This window comes from Rhizomicrobium sp. (assembly GCF_056722145.1).
Map to the genome: position 1 here is coordinate 1 of NZ_JBWZET010000240.1, position 17315 is coordinate 17315.

The window sequence follows — 17315 nt, forward strand, 5'->3', positions numbered from 1 at the left end:
GTCGCTCCCCACGCGGGAGCGCGGATCGAAACGAGGCGAAACAGCAGTTCGCGCAGAAGCGCGAGGGTCGCTCCTCACGCGGGAGCGCGGATCGAAACTAACTGGTGCGATCGCGGCCGTAGGCGCCACGGCGTCGCTCCCCACGCGGGAGCGCGGATCGAAAAAGGCTTCGGGAGGTAGGCGTCCGCATCGAGCGGGGGGCACTCCCCATGCGAAAGCCGAAAACAGTGCTGGTACTTTTGTTGGTATTTTGAAACAGCCAGAAAAGAAAAATGGCTACATTTGGGGCTCCGATATAAACCGTGGTTCCTGCCGGGCCCACCAGTTTCTGTGTCAGACGCCGAAACGCTGCAGAGGGACGATCGCGTTTGAGTTGGGTCTCAGGCACGCGGTTTGCTGGCCGCGATCACGCTTTTGTCGGTTCGATCCGCGCCGGTGATTTGCGCCGGAAGGATGGCGGCTGGTTGATGGCGGAATCGATCATAATGTCGACGGCGCGGACGAGCTGGCCGGGCGGGCCGCCGTGGCCGAAGAGTTGGCCTGAGGCGAAGGTTCCTTCGATCACCAATAGAAGCATGTCGCCAAGAACGTCCGGCTCGGGAGCGCCGAGGCGTTCGGCCAGGGCGTGCAGGCGGGCGCGGAAGCGGCGCTTGTTGGCGATCGCCACCTTGCGTGCCGGGTGGTCGGCCTGGGGATACTCCACCGCCGCATTGGAATTGCCGCAACCGCGATAATCGGACTTGCAGGCCCGCTCAGCCAGCGCCGCAAGCCAGTCGCGGAAGTTGGCGCGCACATCGGGCCCCTTCGACAGCGCGTCATCGAAGGCTTTCAGCCGCGCGGCGCCATGGTTGCGCAGGTAGTCGGCCGCCAGTTCGTCCTTCGAGGTGTAGCTGCGGTAGAGGCTCGGTTTGGTCACGCCGGCCCGCGTCACGATCTCGTCGACGCCGACGGCGCGAATTCCCTCACGATAGAAAAGCTGCGCCGCGGTTTCGCGAATCCGTTCCGCCGCACGCTTGGCAACCGGTTTCTTCAAGCCGTTTCTCCCAGTTACATCGTTCTGCTTGTAGTTCGAGCAAATTATCGCTTGCCCGATAACAAGTATCCCGTATATCACAATATAGGACGTACCGGTCAGTAACATCATGGTCACAGGAAGTTCCATGGATGAATTGGCGTCAACGGCTGCCCGGCAGGGGCCTCGCGCATGACCGCGATCGTCCGTGTCGCGCTCGAGCGGCCCTACACCTTCATCGTGATGGCGCTCTTGATCGTCATCGTCGGCCCACTGGCGGCGTTCAAAACGCCTACCGATATATTCCCCAACATCGGCGTCCCGGTAATCGGTGTCGCTTTCCAGTACACCGGCCTGTCGCCCGACGACATGAGCGGGCGCATCATCACGCCCTATGAGCGGGTGCTGACCACCACCGTCAACGACATCGAACACATCGAGAGCACGTCGCTGGCCGGCATCGGCATCGTCAAGATTTATTTCCAGCCCACGGTGGACATCCGCACCGCCACCGCCCAGGTCACCTCGGTATCGCAGACGATTCTCAAGGCGATGCCGCCGGGCACGACGCCGCCGCTGATCCTCAACTACAACGCCTCCACCGTGCCGATCCTGCAGCTCGCCACCTCAGGGCTGCCCGAGCAGCAGGTGCTCGATCTGACGCAGAATTTCATGCGGCCGATCCTGGCGACGGTTCCCGGCGCCGCGATTCCGTATTCGTATGGCGGCAGAGTCCGGCAGGTGCAGGTCGATCTCGATCCGCAGGCGTTGCAGGCCAACGGACTGTCGGCACAGGACGTCGGCAACGCGCTTGCCGCCCAGAACCAGATCATTCCCGCCGGCACCGTGAAGGTCGGTCCCACCCAGTACACGGTGAAACTCAACAACGCCGCTCCGACCATCCAGGATCTCAACAACCTGCCGGTGAAGACCGTCAACGGCGCTGTGATCTATCTGAGGGACGTCGGACATGTGCGCGACGGCTCGCCGCCGCAGCAGAGCCTGGTGCATGTCAATGGCGCCCGCGCCGTGCTCACCACCGTATTGAAAACCGGATCGGCTTCTACTTTGGACGTCGTAAAGGGGGTCAAAACCGATCTGCCGCAAATTCTCGCGACCATGCCACCCGCCTTCAAGATCACGCCTTTGAACGATCAGTCGCTGTTCGTGACCGCCGCGATCTCCGGCGTGGTGCGCGAAGGCCTTATTGCGGCCGTGCTGACCAGCCTGATGATTTTGGTTTTTCTCGGCAGCTGGCGCTCTACCGTCATCATCGCCACCTCGATTCCGCTTGCCATCCTGGCCGCGCTGGCGGCGCTGTCGGCAGTCGGCGAGACGCTGAACATCATGACTCTTGGCGGCCTCGCGCTCGCCATCGGCATCCTGGTCGACGACGCCACCGTCACCATCGAGAACATCAACTGGCATCTGGAACAGAGCAAGCCTGTGCGGCAGGCCATTCTCGACGGCGCCCAGCAGATCGTCACCCCGGCGTTCGTGTCGCTCTTGTGCATCTGCATCGTGTTCGTGCCGATGTTCGCGCTCACCGGCGTCGCCGGCTATCTCTTCGTGCCGATGGCCGAGGCAGTGGTCTTTGCCATGATCGCCTCGTTCATCCTGTCGCGCACGCTGGTGCCGACCCTGGCGATGTACCTGTTGAAAACCCATGCCGCCGAAGCCAATGCGGCGCGGTCGAAAAAGCCTGGCCGGCTCGCTCGCTTCCAGCAGGGGTTCACCCGCCGCTTCGATCAAGTCCGCGAGGGCTATCGCAACCTGCTGGCGCTGGCGATGGCCCATCGCACCATGTTCGTCGCCGGGTTCATGATCGTTGTGATGATTTCGTTCGGGCTGGTGCCGTTCCTCGGATCGAATTTCTTCCCGGCCGTCGATTCCGGCCAGATCACCATCCACGCCCGCCCTCCGGTCGGCATGCGGCTGGAGCAGTCGGCGCTCGTGTTCGGTAGCATCGAGAAAGCCATCCGCGCCACCATCCCGCCGAATGAACTCGATGCCATCGTCGACAATCTCGGTCTGCCGACCAGCGCCATCAACACCATCTACAATAATTCGGGACTGATCGGGTATCAGGACGGCGATATCTACATCAGCCTGAAGAGCAGTCATCACGCCACCGCCGACTATGTCCGCACCTTGCGCGAGAAGCTGCCGCAGGCGTTTCCGGGCGTGACGTTCTCGTTCCTGCCGGCCGACATCGTCAGCCAAATCCTGAATTTCGGGTCGCCGGCACCGCTCGACATCCAGGTGGCGGGACCAAACCAGCAGGCAAACCAGCAATACGCTTTCGAATTGCTGCACAAGCTGCGCACCATCCGCGGCATCGCCGACGCCCGCGTCCAGCAGTCCGAAGGCAATCCCGAAATCCGCGTCGATGTCGACCGCTCGCGCATCGCCGGGCTGGGATTGACCGAGCGCGACGTCACCAACAGTCTCACCACCTCGCTTGCCGGCTCTTCGCAGGTCGCGCCGACCTTCTGGCTCGATCCCAAGAGCGGCGTGTCCTATCCGATCGTGGCGCAGATGCCGGAATATGACGTACCGTCACTCAGCGGCCTCGCCAACATCCCGGTGACGGGTGCCAGCGGCACGCCTCAGGTCCTCGGCGGACTGGCCCGCTTCACGCGCGAAGCCTCGAGCGCCGTTGTTTCCCACTACAACGTTCGACCGGTGATGGACTTGTACGCCACCAACCAGGATCGCGATCTCGGCGGCGTCGAAGCCGATGTGCGCAAGCTTCTCGCGGCGACCTCCGGCGATGTCCCCAAGGGGGCGTCGGTCACGGTGCGGGGCCAGGCGGTGACGATGGATTCGGCGTTCACCAGCCTCTATCTCGGCATCCTCGCCGCCCTCGTGCTGATCTATCTGTTGATCGTGGTCAACTTCCAGTCCTGGCTCGATCCGTTCGTGATCATCACGGCGCTGCCGGCGGCGCTGGCGGGAATCATCTGGATGCTGTTTGCGACCGGCACCACGCTGTCGGTTCCTGCGCTCACCGGCGCAATCATGTGCATGGGCGTCGGCACCGCCAATTCGATCCTGGTCGTCAGCTTCGCGCGCGAGCGGTTGGCGGCCACTGGGAACGCGGCGATCGCGGCTGTGGAGGCCGGCATCACCCGTTTCCGCCCGGTGCTGATGACGGCCCTTGCCATGATCATCGGCATGGCGCCGATGGCGCTCGGGCTGGGAGACGGCGGCGAGCAGAATGCCCCGCTTGGCCGCGCGGTGATCGGCGGGCTCATATTCGCTACCTGCGCTACCCTGATGTTCGTGCCGGTGGTGTTCGCCATGGTGCACGGACGGCGGTCGGCGCAAGCGGCCCGCCAGGTGCCGCACGGTTCCACGGGAGAAGCCTATGCCTGACAAACAGGACTTTCCGTTCGAAGGCATCAGCGAAATGGGAGCTGCCGACAACCCGGCGCCGCCGCCTGAACATGCCGCCAATCCAAACAATGATCGCGACGTGCTGCGCTACAACCGGCCCAAGCGGCTGAAGATGATCGGCATCGGGGCGGGTGTGGTGGCGCTGGTCGTGGTGGCGGTCGGCGTCGCCGGCCGCATGATGGCCGAAAGCGACGTGGCGAACTGGACGCGCGATCAAGCCGTGCCGATCGTCAAGGTCGTAGCGCCGGTGGCGATGACGGCTGGGCATGCGCTGGTGCTGCCGGGCGCAGTACAGGCCTACAACAATGCCCCGATCTACGCGCAAGTCTCGGGGACGGTGCTGAAGTGGCATGTCGACATCGGCACGGCGGTGAAGAGCGGTGACCTGCTGGCCGAGATCGATCCCCGCCCCTATCGGGCCGCACTCGATCAGGCGCGCGGCGCGCTCGCCCGCGACAACGCCAATCTCCTCAATGCGCGGCAGGATCTGGTGCGCTATCAAGCGCTGGCTTCCCAGAATGCGATTTCAAGCCAGCAGGTGCAGACCCAGCAGGCGGCCGTCAATTCCGACGCTGGCCTGGTCGAGTCCGACCGCGCCGCCGTCGAGGCGGCCAGCATCAATCTCGGCTATACCCGCATCGTGGCGCCGTTTGCCGGCGTGGTCACCAGCCGCTCGATCGACATCGGCAATCTGGTGGCGTCGGGCAATGCATCGGCGACGCCTCTATTCACGGTGTCCGACCAAAACCGGCTTCGCCTCTACGTGCGCGTGCCGCAGACCTATGCAAGCGAGATCGCGGCGGGCACCGTCGCCAGTTTTTCCGTGCCCGAACATCCCGGCCACGTCTTTACGGCCACGGTGCTGGCTAATGCCGGCGCCGTCGATCCGGCCAGCGGCACGGTGCTGGTACAGCTCCTCGCCGACAACACGCAGCAACTGTTGAAGCCGGGTGCCTATGCCGAGGTCTCGTTCAAGCTCAATGCCACGGCTGCGGGGCTGCAGGTGCCGTCTAGCGCCCTGATCTACCGCAACGGCGCCATGGCGGTCGCTGTGATGGGGCCGGGTAACAAGGTCGCGATGCATGCGGTGGAGATCGCCCGCGATAACGGCACCACAATCGAGCTAGCGTCCGGCGTCGGCCCACACGATCGCATCATCGACAACCCCCTGGATTCGCTCAATCAAGGCGATCCGGTGCGCCTTAGCGGCCCAGCTACCCATCACGGCTAAAGAATCGCACTTTTAATACTGGGCGAGCGGTGTCCGGGACGTTCCATCCGCAATGGTTTGACATACGCTCGAAAGGAAACTCCGATCGTCTGCGCCTATGGGCCTAGCGAGCCGCTCCAGCATGGAGGCGCCGGCGGAATCTTAGGTGACCGGCTCTTCGAGGTTATGCGTTCCGCCGCAAGCTGCGGCCGATCGTAGCGAATGGTTCCGTTACCATGCGCACACTTACGTCACGGCGTTGGACTTACAAAAAATCCCAGCGGCCCCGCGGCCATTTGCGCAGCCTGACAGGGCTGTCGGCCGATTCCGCCGCATTGTGAGGCCTCGGTCCGTCCCCCATTTTGACGGGTGCCGACCCGCCGGATAGCCCATGGACCGCAGTCACGACGACGTCACGAGCCCAGCGGCGGCCACTGCCTCCTATCACGAGCATGTGGCCGTGCCGGACTATTTGATGCGCCACTATTGGTGGGCTTACGTCCACCCCAAGGCGCCGCGGGTATTCGACCGGCTGTGGCTGATCAATCTGATACTGCTTGGCAATTACAATCGGCTGCGCCGTGCCGCCTTGGCCGAGTTCAGTGAGCCTGCGCTGGGCCGGATGCTGCAGGTCGCGTGCGTCTACGGCAACCTGACACCCAAGCTCGCGAAACGGGCGGCGTTGCAGGATGGCCAGCTCGATGTCGTCGACGTGTTGCCGATCCAGCTTCGCACCCTCAAATGGAAACTGCCGAAGCGGGCCCCCGTGCGGCTGATGCGGATGGATTCGACCACCCTGCATCTGCCCGACGCGATCTACGACAAGGTGCTGGTGTTCTTCCTGTTGCACGAGCAGCCGGAAGCGGTCAGGGCTGAGACCCTGCGCGAGGCGCTGCGCGTGCTGAAGCCGGACGGCACGCTGGTGATCTGCGATTACGGTCCGCCGTCGCGGTGGAATCCGCTGCGCTATCTGATGGTGCCGTTCCTGGCACTGCTCGAGCCGTTTGCGCTGTCGTTGATGGCTCGGCCGCTCAAGGATCTGTTGCCGCCCGACATGATCGTGACCCAGACACCCTTCTTCGGCGGCTTCTACCAGAAGGTCGTTGCCAAGCGCGGCGTCTGATGCCTGATTACGGTAGATTGGAAATAATTACGCCGGATTCACGCCCTCCCGCTTTCGCAGCGGCGCGGCGGTGATTAGGGTTCGCGCCGCCGAACCAGTGGAGAGGTTTGATGTTGATTTCGCGCCGTTCCGTTCTCGCCTCGAGCGCCCTGTTGCCGTTCGCTTCGGCGATCGCGGCGCCGGTGCCGGGCTCCTATGGCCAAGTGCGCCGCCAGAACGTCGCGCTCGACGCCCTCGTCGATGTCGCCCAGCCGGTCGAGCAGATCGGGTGGGGCTATACCTGGGCGGAAGGACCAGTGTGGGTCAAGGACGGCGGTTATCTGTTGTTCAGCGATCCGCGCACCAACACGATCTACAAATGGATGCCAGGTGCGACGCCGGTGGAATTCCTGAAGCCGTCGGGACTGGCGGGCGAGCCCAATCCGGCGCTGCGCGAACCGGGATCGAACGGACTGGCGATTGATGCCTCCGGCGCCCTGGTGATGGCCGATTCTGGCACCCGCGCCATCGCCAAGGTCGATCTCAAGACCAAGAAAAAGACCATCCTGGTCGACAAGTTCGAAGGCAAGAAGCTGAACAGCCCGAACGATCTTTGCATCGCCAGATCGGGCGCGATCTATTTCACCGATCCGCCCTATGGACTGGCGGACGGCGACACCTCGCCGATCAAGGAATTGCCGTTCTCGGGCGTCTACCGGCTCGATCCCAACGGCACGCTGGCGGTGCTCGACAAGGACCTTGGCCGGCCCAACGGCATTGCCCTGTCGCCCGATGAATCGACGCTTTATGTCACCAATACCGATCACGCCAAGCCGGTCGTGAAGACCTATGCGCTGGGGCCAAACGGCCTGGTCACGTCGTCGTCGGTGCTGTTCGACTTCACGCCGCTGCTGACGCCGGACGCCAAGGGCAATCCCGACGGGCTCAAGGTCGACCAGGACGGCAATCTGTTCGTCGCCGGCCCCGGCGGCATTCTGGTGCTGTCGAAGGAAGGCAAGCTCCTCGGCCTGATCAACGTCACCGGCCGCGCCTCGCCCAACTGCGCCTTCGGCGAAGACGGGTCGACGCTGTTCATCTGCGCCACCGATATCGTCGCCCGCATCAAGCTGAAGACCAAGGCGGCGAACTGGGGCTGATCGGCCTCACATCTGCATCGTCCAGCCTTCCACCCCCATCGCTGCCTGTCGGACGGCTTCGGTGAGGGTGGGATGGGCGTGCGAGGTGCGCGCGATATCTTCCGACGACGCACCGAACTCGAGCGCCAACGCCGCTTCGGCGATCAGATTGCCCGCCTCCGGCCCGATGATGTGCACGCCCAAAACCTTATCGCTGGCGGCATCGGCGAGCACCTTGGCGAAGCCTTCGGTCGCCGCGATGGTTTTGGCGCGAGCGTTGGCGGTGAAGGGGAATTTGCCGATCTTGTACGCGATGCCGGCGGCTTTCAACTCCTCTTCGGTCTTGCCGACGCTCGCCACTTCGGGCGCGGTATAAACGACCGCCGGAATGGCATCGTAGTTCACATGCCCGGCGCGGCCGGCGATGCGCTCGGCACACGCCACCGCTTCATCTTCGGCTTTGTGCGCCAGCATTGCTCCTTCGCGGCAGTCTCCGATCGCCCAGATACCCGGCACGTTGGTCTTGAAGTGCCCATCGGTGACGACGCGCTTCTTGGCGTCGAGCGCCACACCGATGTCTTCCAAACCCAATCCGTCGGTATACGGACGGCGGCCGATGGAGACCAGCATCACATCGGTTTCGAGCGTTTCCGGCGCGCCGCCGGCGGCGGGCTCGACGGTAACCTTCAGGCTGTCTCCCGACGTGTCGACGCCGACCACTTTGGTGGAAAGTTTGAAGCGCATGCCCTGTTTGCCGAGGATGCGCTGGAACGTCTTGCCGATTTCGCCATCGAGACCGGGCGTGATGCGCTCGAGGAATTCGACCACCGTGACCTCGGCCCCAAGCCGGCGCCACACCGAACCGAGTTCGAGCCCGATATAGCCGCCGCCGACCACCAGCAGCCGTTTCGGCACTTGTTTCAGCGCCAGCGCGCCGGTTGAGGAGACGATGCGTGTCTCATCGATGGCGACACCCGGCAACCCCATCACGTCGGAGCCGGTGGCGATGATGATGTTCTTGGCCTCGACGGTGTGGACCCAGCCGTCGGCGCCGTGCACTTCCACTTGGCCCGGCGCGAGGATACGGGCGCTGCCGACGATCGGTTCGACCTTGTTCTTCTTGAACAGGAATTCGACGCCCTTGGTCAACTCGCCGACGACCTTGTCCTTGTGCGCCATCATCCCGGCGAGATCGAGATCGACCGACGCCTTGATACCGATCTTGGCAAAGCCGTGGCGAGCCTCATCATAGCGCTCCGATGCAAACAGCAGCGCCTTCGACGGGATGCAGCCGACATTGAGGCAGGTGCCGCCGAAGCGGCCGCGCTTGTCGATGCAAGCCGTCTTCAACCCAAGCTGACCAAGCCGGATGGCGGCATTGTAGCCACCGGGTCCGCCGCCAATGACGACGGCATCAAAGGTATCGGTCATGGAGATCCCGCAGCAAGCGACGCGGGGAAAATAGGTTTTATTAGAACAATTCTCAAGGCATCCGGCCAACGAAGGCCGCTTTCGGCTGCTCGAGCCGATAGACGATGTAGGAGGCAACCGGCACGCCTTGGCGGCGGCGCTCGAGGCGGGCGATTTCGCTGACCCGGGCATAGGCGTTCGTCACACTCTCAAGGGCGACGGCGAACTTCTCCTGCTTCTCCCGCTTCTGGCCCAGCGGCAGTTCGGCGATGTAGAGGGCCGGCGCGGCGGAGGCGGCGAGCGGGGGCGAATTGGGCCAGCGATAATCCTCGCCGAGGCTGGCGACCGGATACGGGCTGTAAAAGGCGAACCAGGCGGTGGTGGCGTAGTCGGTCGTCACGATCCGGTCGGCATGATTGGCGGTTTTTAGGGCGCCAAGCTCCTCAACCACTTGCGGCATCCCGACGGCCAACAGCCGTGCCAAGGGGTCCTTGCGGCCCATCGGCACCACCCCGAGAAGACCTTGCGCGTAGCCCGCTACCACCAGCACGGCGGCCACCGGAATCGCCAGTTTGGCCGACCATTTGATCACCGGCAGGCGCCAACCGGTCCAATCGCGGCGGCGGGCCGCATCCACAGCGGCGATCACCAGCGCCGGAAACAGATAGCACGGCCAATTGCCCTGGACCCGGTCATGCAGCGCATGGACAGCGAAATAGGAAATTGAAGGCCAAATCAGCGCCGCGATCAGGGCGCGCTCGGGTTCGCGACGGGAGGCGGCGGCAAGACCCATCACCCCCAGCACCAAGATAAAGGGGGTTGCCAGCGCCAGTTGGGCACCGACGAATTCGCCGAGATAGGAAAGGGTGAATTGGTGCCCGGCGATGCGGCCGAACTGGAAGGTGAACGTCGCCCAGCCGTGATCGGCGTTCCACAGCAGGTTGGGCAGGAAGAGCAGCGCGGCCACCGCCCCGCCGAGATACGGCCAGGGGGTCGCCATCCAGCGGCGCAGCGGCGGTGATGCCAGCAGCCAGACAAGCGCGCCGGCACCCAAGAACAAGGTGGAGTATTTCGACAGCAACCCCAGCCCGCCGGCAACGCCGACCGCCAGCCACCAGCGGCCGTTGCCGGTCGCGGCCACCTTGGCGAGGGCCCAGAGCAAGGCGGCGGCGGCGAATACCTGCGGCGTGTCCGGCGTGGCGGCCAGCATCTCCACCGTGACCATCAGGGTCAGGTTGAAGAACAGCGCCGCGCGCGGACCGGCGTCTTTGTCCCGCAACAACAGGACGGCGCTTTGCCAGACCAGCCAGGTCGCGCCGAACGACAGCAGAATGCCGGCGATGCGGACGCCGAAGGCGGTCTGGCCGAAAACCAGCGTGCCGGCACCGATCAGCCCGGCGATGGCCGGCGGGTGGTCGTAATAGCCGGCCGCTAAGTGCTTGGACCAAAGCCAATAATACGCTTCATCGGCCGACAGCGGCAGCAGCGCGCCGGCCACGAGGCGCAGGACGAACAACCCAAACAGCGCGATCAGAAAGCGCTGCTGGCAGATCACCGCGTGCGCCAGATGAACATGCTCGACATGGCGTAATTCCACAGCACACCCACAATGGAACCGGCGAGACCGGCAACCAACCATGTCTCATGATGGACGTGAAGCTGGCTGGCGAGACCGATATCGGTCACCGCCCCAATGGCGCCGAACAGACAGAAGCCGATGAAGCCGCGGACCAGCCCCAGCCCCTTCAGGCGGCGGTCGCGATAAGTGAAATTGTTGTTGAGCACGAAATTCCACAGCATCGCGACGGCGGTGGCGACGGTCTTGGCCCATTCGAAGCCGGCGCCGGGCTGCAGAACCATGGCGAGGTTGAGGACACCGAGATTGATCGCGACGCCGGTGGCTCCGACGATGGCGAAGAAAATGAAGCGCGGATCGACCACGCCGTTGGTCAGCTTGGACAACACCAGGCCGAGGAACTCGACACCGACCTGAATGTTGAACTTCGATTCGCCTTCGAGCCGGGTGCCGAAGGAATAGGCCACTTCGCCGATGCGCAGCCCCTCGGTCGCAGTGGCGATGTCGAGCAGGATCTTGAAACCGACCGGCGACAGGCGCGGCGCCATGTCGTCGAAGGTGTCGCGGCGCATCATGAAGAAGCCGCTCATCGGGTCCGACAGTTCGGTTCCGAGCACCTTCTGGGTGATCTTGGTGGCGAGCCGGCTGATCTTGGAGCGGGCGGCGCTGAACGAGGAGGAATCACCGCCGTCAACATAGCGGGTGGCGCCGATCAGGTCGTAAGCGCCCGATTGCAGCATGGCGAGCATCTTCGGCAGCACGGTTTCGTCGTGCTGCAGGTCGGCGTCCATCACCGCGACATAGGATGCATTCGACGACAGGATACCTTCGATGCACGCCCCGGCCAGACCGCGGCGCCCGACCCGGCGCAAGCACCGCACCCGAGGATCGGTCCGCCCGATCGCCTTTACCGCATCGGCGGTGCCGTCGGGCGAGTTGTCATCGACATAAACCGCTTCCCAGCGGATGCCCTGCAGCGTCACGTCGAGCCGGCGGATCAGCTCGGCGACATTGCCGCGTTCGTTGTACGTGGGGATGACGACCGAGAGCTGCAAACCCTGTCCGGCAACCGAGGAAGTATCGACACTGGCAAACGTCATGGGCCTCACCTTCAAGGGGCGGGTTAGTGAGCGCGCCGCGGCCCGCCGTCAAGTGTTCGCCAGCCGCACCAGCAAATGATAGATTTTCTGTTCTCGCTCAGTAACTTAACGAACTTTCCGCTGCGGCCAAGAGTTGTGCCGAGGCGGTAATTTGGGTTCCGGCCGGGGGAGGCGGGCGGTATAAAGAGCGGCCGAACGTCACGCTGTACGGGGATTTTCATGCTGATCGCCGATTCGTTCGTGGAAAAACGCTGGTACGACGTTCTGGGACGACTCGCCTGCGGGACCCTCACTTTCGTTGCCCCCAATGGCGAGGTGCGCCTGTTCAGCGGACCGGAGCCGGGGCCGTCGGCGCGCTTTGCCATCCATGACTGGAGCGTGCTGCGCCATATCGTGCAACGCGGCGACATCGCGCTTGGCGAGGACTACATTGACGGCGGCTGGGATACCGACAGCATCGATCAGCTGGTACAGCTGTTTCTCCTCAACATGGAGGCACTCGGCAATCTCGCCCATGGCGGGTTTTTCAGCCGTATCGCACTGGTCATCAGCGACCGCTTCGTGCGGCGCAATTCCCTTGGCGGCGCCCGGCGCAACATCGAGGCCCACTACGACGTCGGCAACGACTTCTATTGCCTGTGGCTCGACCAGAGCATGACCTATTCCTCGGGCCTGTTCGGCGAAACCGCAGAAACTCTCGAAACTGCCCAATCGAACAAATACCAGCGGATCCTCGAGCGCATCGCCAAAAGCGGCAAATCGGTGCTGGAAATCGGCTGCGGCTGGGGCGGATTTGCCGAAAGGGCCGCTGCCGCCGGCCGTGCCGTGACCGGCCTCACCATCTCGCCGTCGCAGTTCCAGTTCGCCCGCGACCGCCTGAAGGGCGCCGCCGACATCGTTTTGCAGGACTACCGCAAGGCGAGAGGCGCCTTCGATGCCATCGTTTCGATCGAGATGTTCGAGGCGGTCGGCGAGCAGTACTGGCCGGCCTATTTCGCCACCGTGGCCGAGCGGCTGAAGCAGGGCGGGCGAGCACTGGTCCAGACCATCACAGTCCGCGACGACCTGTTCTCGATGTACCGGCTCAGGAGCGATTTCATTCGCCATTACGTCTTTCCCGGCGGCATGTTGCCGTCGCTGGCGCGCTTCCGCGAGGAGGCGGAGCGGGCCGGACTCAAAGTGGTGGATCAGTTCGCCTTCGGCAAGGACTACGCCAAGACCCTGCGCGAGTGGTCGGCCCGCATGACGGCGCGCTCCTCCGAGATCGAGGCGCTCGGTCACGACGACCGCTTCCTGCGCAACTGGCAGTACTATTTGAACATCTGCGCTGCCGCCTTCCAGGTCGGGCGCACCGATGTGGTCCAGGTCGAGCTGGTACACGCCTGATTTGTCAGACCTTGGCTGTCCTCTCCGTCGCACTGTGACAGGCCCTCTGTGACGGGTCGGGGGGAACGTGCTAACACGCCCGTTCCGGCGTATGGGGCCGGAGGGGACACATGCAGACATCGCGTGACTGGCCGATCGTCGCCTTATTGCTGTTGGCGGCTTTCTTCATCTTCCCGTTGTGGAGCGTCGGCTCGCCGGCGATGCCCGACTATCCCGCGCATCTGGCCGGATTCCACCTGATCCGCGGCGGCGCCGACACCGCCCCGCTGGCGCAATATTACGGTGTCCATTGGCGGCTGCTGCCCAACCTCGCCTCCGACATCCTGGTGCCGCTGTTCGCCCGGGTGGTGCCGCTCGAGGCCGCGGTCAAGCTGTTCCTGACCATCGCAGTGTTGATGTGGGTCACGGGCGCCGCCCTGATCCAGCGCGCCGTCAGCGGCAAGATCGGCGCCGCGCCGCTGGCCGGCGCGCTGTTCACCATCAACGCCAATTTCACCTGGGGCTTCCTCAATTACACCTTCGCCGCCGGCTTTGCCTTCCTGATTTTCGCCGCCTGGATCGCGACGCGAGGCAAACGCTCGCCGCTGGTGCTGGCCGGCTTCACGCTGGCAGTGTTCGCGCTCTACGTCTGCCACCTGTTCGCGGTCTGCGTCCTCGTCGTGCTGATCGCGCTGTACGAATTGGGCGTCGTGCTGCGCGACAAGGATTTCGCGATACCGTCGCTTGGCAGGCGCGCAGTACCGGCGCTGCTCATCTTTGTGCCGGCCGGGTTCTGCTCGCTGTTCTTCAAATCGGCGGGCGGTGAAGGCGGCGGCGTCGAGTTCAACTATACCGATTCGATCAGCGACCGCTTCGGCAGCGCGGCGCAATGGGCGTTTTCCGATCCCGCCTATCTGATGATCGGCAGCCTCGCCATTCTCATTCTCGCCGGCCTTGCCTACGGCAAGCTGCGCATCCATCCGGTGATGAAGCCGCTGGTGCTGACGATGGCGGTGTTGACCATGGTGGCGCCGGAATGGGCGTTGGGTGGCTGGGGCGTCGACATGCGGTTGCCGCCGGTGCTCGGCGTCATCACCTTTGCCAGCCTTGAGCTGCGCACCGGCAAAATTCTCGCCATGGTGTTCGGCGCCCTCGTCGTCGTGCTCGGCGGGATCAATTCCGCCCTGCTTTATCAAAGCTGGCACGGCTATGACGTGCAGTTCCGCGAATTCCGCACCGCGATTGCCGAAATCCCCAAAGGCGCGCGGATCTTCACGGTGCTCGACGGCGATGCCTTGAGCGATCTTTCCGACCAGCCCTATTGGCACATTGCGGAGTTCGCCATCGTCGACCGCGGTGCCTTCACGCCGTTGATGTTCGCCACCAAGGGCCAGCATGTGATCGAAGTGAAATCGCCCTACGATCAGTTTGCCGCCGCCACCGCCAAGCAGGGTTCGCCGCCGGACGCCACCGAGCTCGCCGATCTCTCGCTCGGTCGTTCGGCCAACGATTCCGATATCGAAGAGGTGTTTCCCTACCTCAAATACTTCCAGTGCCACTTTGATTATGCCGTGATCATTCATGGCGGTGGCCAGCAGGCGGAAGTACCGGCGTTCATGCGTCTGGCTTATGGCGGCAGTTTCTTCTCGCTTTATCGCATCCGGCCGACAGGATTGTGCGCCACCCAATGATCCAGCCGACGCCCCGCCTCGCCCGTTATGCCGTGATCGCGGCGATGGGGGCGCTGTGCGCGGTGGGGCTGGCGCGGGTGCTGACGATCCTGCCGCTGCCGTTCCCATTCGATCCCAACGAAGGCTGGAACGCTTATCACACCGCCGCCCTGATGAGCGGCCACCCGCTCTATCCCGGACACGAGGCGTATCTCGTCAACAATTACCCGCCGCTGTCGTTCTATCTCGTCGGCCTGGTCGGCTGGGTCGTCGGCGACGCCATCGTGGCGGGACGGATCGGTTCGTTGCTGGCGGTCGCGGCGATCATGGCGATGATGGCGGCCCTGGCGCGGCGCAACGGTGCCGCCAAATCGGTCGCGGCGTTGCCGGGGCTGTGGTTTCTCGCCGGCTTGCTGGTCACCACCGACTACGTCGGCATGGACGATCCCCAGTTGCTTGCCCAGGCCGTTTCATTGGCCGGGCTGGTGGTGCTGACCGGCCGCGGCCGGGTGGCGCTCGCAGCCGCGCTGTTCGTGGCGGCATTCTTCGTCAAGCATGCGGTGGTGGCGCTGCCGGCAGCCGCGCTTGTCTGGCAGCTGCTGGAAAATCGCAAACGCGCCGTCGAGCTGGCGTTGTGGGGGATCGGGCTGCTGGCGGCGGGATTGATTGCTTTCCGCATCGGCTACGGCGTCAGCCTGTTCGCCGTGGTGGCATCCGCGCGCGGCTATTCGGTCGATCAGCTCGTTCAGCAACTAACCCATTGGCTGAGCTGGACCGGTCCGGCGATTGTAGCGCTGGGCGGGCTGGTAATCCTCGCGCCGCGCGATAGCGGCGTGCGCTTGGCGGCGATTTATGCCGGCATCGCAATCGTGATCGGCACCTGTTTCCTCGGCGGCGCCGGCGTCGATCCCAATGTCATGTTCGATGCCGATATCGCGCTCGCGCTTGGCGTCGGGCTGATGGTCCAGCGCATGGACGGATGGCGCCAGCCGGTGGCAGCGGCGGTGCTGGTGGCGCCGCTTTTTTATACCGTCGCCAGCGACAAGGACTGGCAGGCGGCCAATCTCGATCCGGCCGCGCTCGCCAACGAGGCGGCTGTGGCCCGCGCCGATATCGCCTTCATGGCGGCGCAAAAAGGCCCGGGCCTGTGCGAGATGCTGGCGTTCTGCTACTGGGCCGGCAAACCTGCGGCCGTCGACATGTTCAACATCGGCCAGGCGTTCGAGACCGGCACCCGCAGCGACCACGACATCGCCGCCGCCGTCGCCGCCAGACGCTACGCGGTGATCCAGTTCGATCCCGGCGAGCCCTACGCGCTCGGCGACGGGGTTTATCAGGCGCTGGTCAAGAGCTATCGCCTCGACCACAGCGACGACTTCGGCACCTTCTACGTCCCGAAATAGGCTTACACCGGCTGCTTGGCCTTCACCGTCCCGGTCCGTTCCAGCTTGCCCCAGCCGACTACGGCACCGCGCAAGGCGGTCGAGATCGAGCGCATCACCACATAATACATCAGCTGGCGATAGCCGAAGCGCTGCAGCATCAGCCACCAGAGCAGGCTCCAGTTCTCGCGCTTTTCCATCGCGAAGCCGATCACCGCGGCGGCGATGTCGACCAGCGTGAAGACGACATAATAGATGCCGACGGTGACCAGACTCTGGTTGGAATACTCCGAGCCGTGCTGGATGTAGGCGACCCATTGCGACAGCAGCTGGAACACCAGCAAGACGTCGGCGACGGGAGCCAGCGCGGTGAGGATGATCTGGAACATCCACACCTGCGGCAGCGCCACCATACCCAACATGCCGTAGCGCCTGTTGAAGGTCATGTCGCGGTACTTCCACAGGCACTGCAGGGTGCCATAGGCCCAGCGGAAGCGCTGCTTGGCAAGGGTGCGGAATGACGACGGCGCTTCGGTCCAGGCAATCGCCGACGAATCGAAATGGACGCGGAAGCCGGCGCGCTGCAGATGAATGGTGAGGTCCTGGTCCTCGGCCAGAGTGTCCGCGGGATAGCCGCCGAGATCGAGCAGCACCTGGCGCCGCCACGCCCCGACCGCGCCCGGCACCACCGTCAAGGTGTCGAGGGCGGCGAGCGCCCGGCGCTCGAGGTTCTGCGCCACCACGTATTCCAGCGCCTGCCAGCGCGTGATCATGTTGAAGCGGTTGCCGACCTTGGCATTGCCGGCGACCGCGCCGATGGTCGGATCGACGAACCAGCGCACCAGGCGCGAAATCGTCTCGCGATCGAACTGGGTGTCGGCATCGAGCGCCACCACCACGTCGCCCTTGGCGCGGGCCAGGCCGAGATTGAGCGCCCGTGCCTTGCCGCCGTT

At 64.2% G+C, this 17315-nt stretch carries 12 protein-coding genes; 7 read left to right on the forward strand and 5 right to left on the reverse strand.

The window, feature by feature from the left end; genetic code table 11:
* Positions 1–406: 406 nt before the first annotated feature.
* Positions 407–1033, reverse strand: coding sequence for a TetR/AcrR family transcriptional regulator (locus AC1P6P_RS13025; RefSeq protein ID WP_481402875.1), 627 nt, complete (start codon positions 1031–1033; stop codon positions 407–409).
* A gap of 171 nt (positions 1034–1204) precedes the next feature.
* On the opposite strand from AC1P6P_RS13025, the gene AC1P6P_RS13030 reads away from it, so the two are divergent.
* From AC1P6P_RS13030 to AC1P6P_RS13045, 4 genes are all read left to right on the forward strand, one after another.
* The gene (locus AC1P6P_RS13030) at positions 1205–4390 is read left to right on the forward strand and encodes an efflux RND transporter permease subunit (RefSeq protein ID WP_481402876.1); all 3186 of its coding nucleotides are present in this window, start codon (positions 1205–1207) and stop codon (positions 4388–4390) included.
* Positions 4383–5642 (forward strand): efflux RND transporter periplasmic adaptor subunit, encoded by a 1260-nt coding sequence (locus tag AC1P6P_RS13035; RefSeq protein ID WP_481402877.1) that lies wholly within the window; start codon positions 4383–4385, stop codon positions 5640–5642. Before AC1P6P_RS13030 ends, AC1P6P_RS13035 begins: the two co-directional genes overlap by 8 nt.
* Positions 5643–6012: 370 nt before the next feature.
* The gene (gene rquA / locus AC1P6P_RS13040; RefSeq protein ID WP_481402878.1) at positions 6013–6744 is read left to right on the forward strand and encodes a rhodoquinone biosynthesis methyltransferase RquA; all 732 of its coding nucleotides are present in this window, start codon (positions 6013–6015) and stop codon (positions 6742–6744) included.
* A 110-nt stretch (positions 6745–6854) separates the two neighbouring features.
* Positions 6855–7880 carry an SMP-30/gluconolactonase/LRE family protein gene (locus AC1P6P_RS13045; RefSeq protein ID WP_481402879.1) on the forward strand — a complete coding sequence of 342 codons (1026 nt, stop codon included), beginning with the start codon at positions 6855–6857 and terminating at the stop codon, positions 7878–7880.
* Positions 7881–7886: 6 nt separating this feature from the next.
* On the opposite strand, the gene lpdA is transcribed toward AC1P6P_RS13045, so the two are convergent.
* From lpdA to AC1P6P_RS13060, 3 genes are read right to left on the reverse strand one after another with little or no spacing between them, the layout of a single operon-like run.
* Complete coding sequence (gene lpdA / locus AC1P6P_RS13050) at positions 7887–9290, reverse strand: dihydrolipoyl dehydrogenase (protein ID WP_481402880.1); 1404 nt, start codon at positions 9288–9290, stop codon at positions 7887–7889.
* 52 nt (positions 9291–9342) lie between these two features.
* Complete coding sequence (locus AC1P6P_RS13055; protein ID WP_481402881.1) at positions 9343–10866, reverse strand: ArnT family glycosyltransferase; 1524 nt, start codon at positions 10864–10866, stop codon at positions 9343–9345.
* Positions 10821–11945 (reverse strand): glycosyltransferase, encoded by a 1125-nt coding sequence (locus AC1P6P_RS13060; RefSeq protein WP_481402882.1) that lies wholly within the window; start codon positions 11943–11945, stop codon positions 10821–10823. Before AC1P6P_RS13060 ends, AC1P6P_RS13055 begins: the two co-directional genes overlap by 46 nt.
* Positions 11946–12164: 219 nt before the next feature.
* Between AC1P6P_RS13060 and AC1P6P_RS13065 the strand changes: the two genes are divergently transcribed.
* The 3 genes from AC1P6P_RS13065 (at position 12165) to AC1P6P_RS13075 (ending at position 16383) form a co-directional block, all read left to right on the forward strand.
* Positions 12165–13331: a class I SAM-dependent methyltransferase gene (locus tag AC1P6P_RS13065; RefSeq protein WP_481402883.1), complete on the forward strand. Its 1167-nt coding sequence runs from the start codon at positions 12165–12167 to the stop codon at positions 13329–13331.
* 110 nt (positions 13332–13441) lie between these two features.
* Positions 13442–15001 (forward strand): hypothetical protein, encoded by a 1560-nt coding sequence (locus AC1P6P_RS13070; RefSeq protein WP_481402884.1) that lies wholly within the window; start codon positions 13442–13444, stop codon positions 14999–15001.
* The gene (locus AC1P6P_RS13075) at positions 14998–16383 is read left to right on the forward strand and encodes a hypothetical protein (RefSeq protein ID WP_481402885.1); all 1386 of its coding nucleotides are present in this window, start codon (positions 14998–15000) and stop codon (positions 16381–16383) included. The genes AC1P6P_RS13070 and AC1P6P_RS13075 overlap by 4 nt, the downstream gene beginning before the upstream one ends.
* A gap of 2 nt (positions 16384–16385) precedes the next feature.
* On the opposite strand, the gene AC1P6P_RS13080 is transcribed toward AC1P6P_RS13075, so the two are convergent.
* On the reverse strand, positions 16386–17315 hold a 930-nt coding region (locus AC1P6P_RS13080), incomplete at its 5' end, for a glycosyltransferase family 2 protein (protein ID WP_481402886.1).

Coding starts and splice junctions, on each gene's coding strand:
- AC1P6P_RS13065 (WP_481402883.1), top strand. CDS start 12,165: ATGCTGATCGCCGATTCGTTCGTGGAAAAACGCTGGTACGACGTTCTG.
- AC1P6P_RS13075 (WP_481402885.1), top strand. CDS start 14,998: ATGATCCAGCCGACGCCCCGCCTCGCCCGTTATGCCGTGATCGCGGCG.
- lpdA (WP_481402880.1), bottom strand. CDS start 9,290: ATGACCGATACCTTTGATGCCGTCGTCATTGGCGGCGGACCCGGTGGC.
- AC1P6P_RS13035 (WP_481402877.1), top strand. CDS start 4,383: ATGCCTGACAAACAGGACTTTCCGTTCGAAGGCATCAGCGAAATGGGA.
- AC1P6P_RS13045 (WP_481402879.1), top strand. CDS start 6,855: ATGTTGATTTCGCGCCGTTCCGTTCTCGCCTCGAGCGCCCTGTTGCCG.
- rquA (WP_481402878.1), top strand. CDS start 6,013: ATGGACCGCAGTCACGACGACGTCACGAGCCCAGCGGCGGCCACTGCC.
- AC1P6P_RS13030 (WP_481402876.1), top strand. CDS start 1,205: ATGACCGCGATCGTCCGTGTCGCGCTCGAGCGGCCCTACACCTTCATC.
- AC1P6P_RS13070 (WP_481402884.1), top strand. CDS start 13,442: ATGCAGACATCGCGTGACTGGCCGATCGTCGCCTTATTGCTGTTGGCG.
- AC1P6P_RS13060 (WP_481402882.1), bottom strand. CDS start 11,945: ATGACGTTTGCCAGTGTCGATACTTCCTCGGTTGCCGGACAGGGTTTG.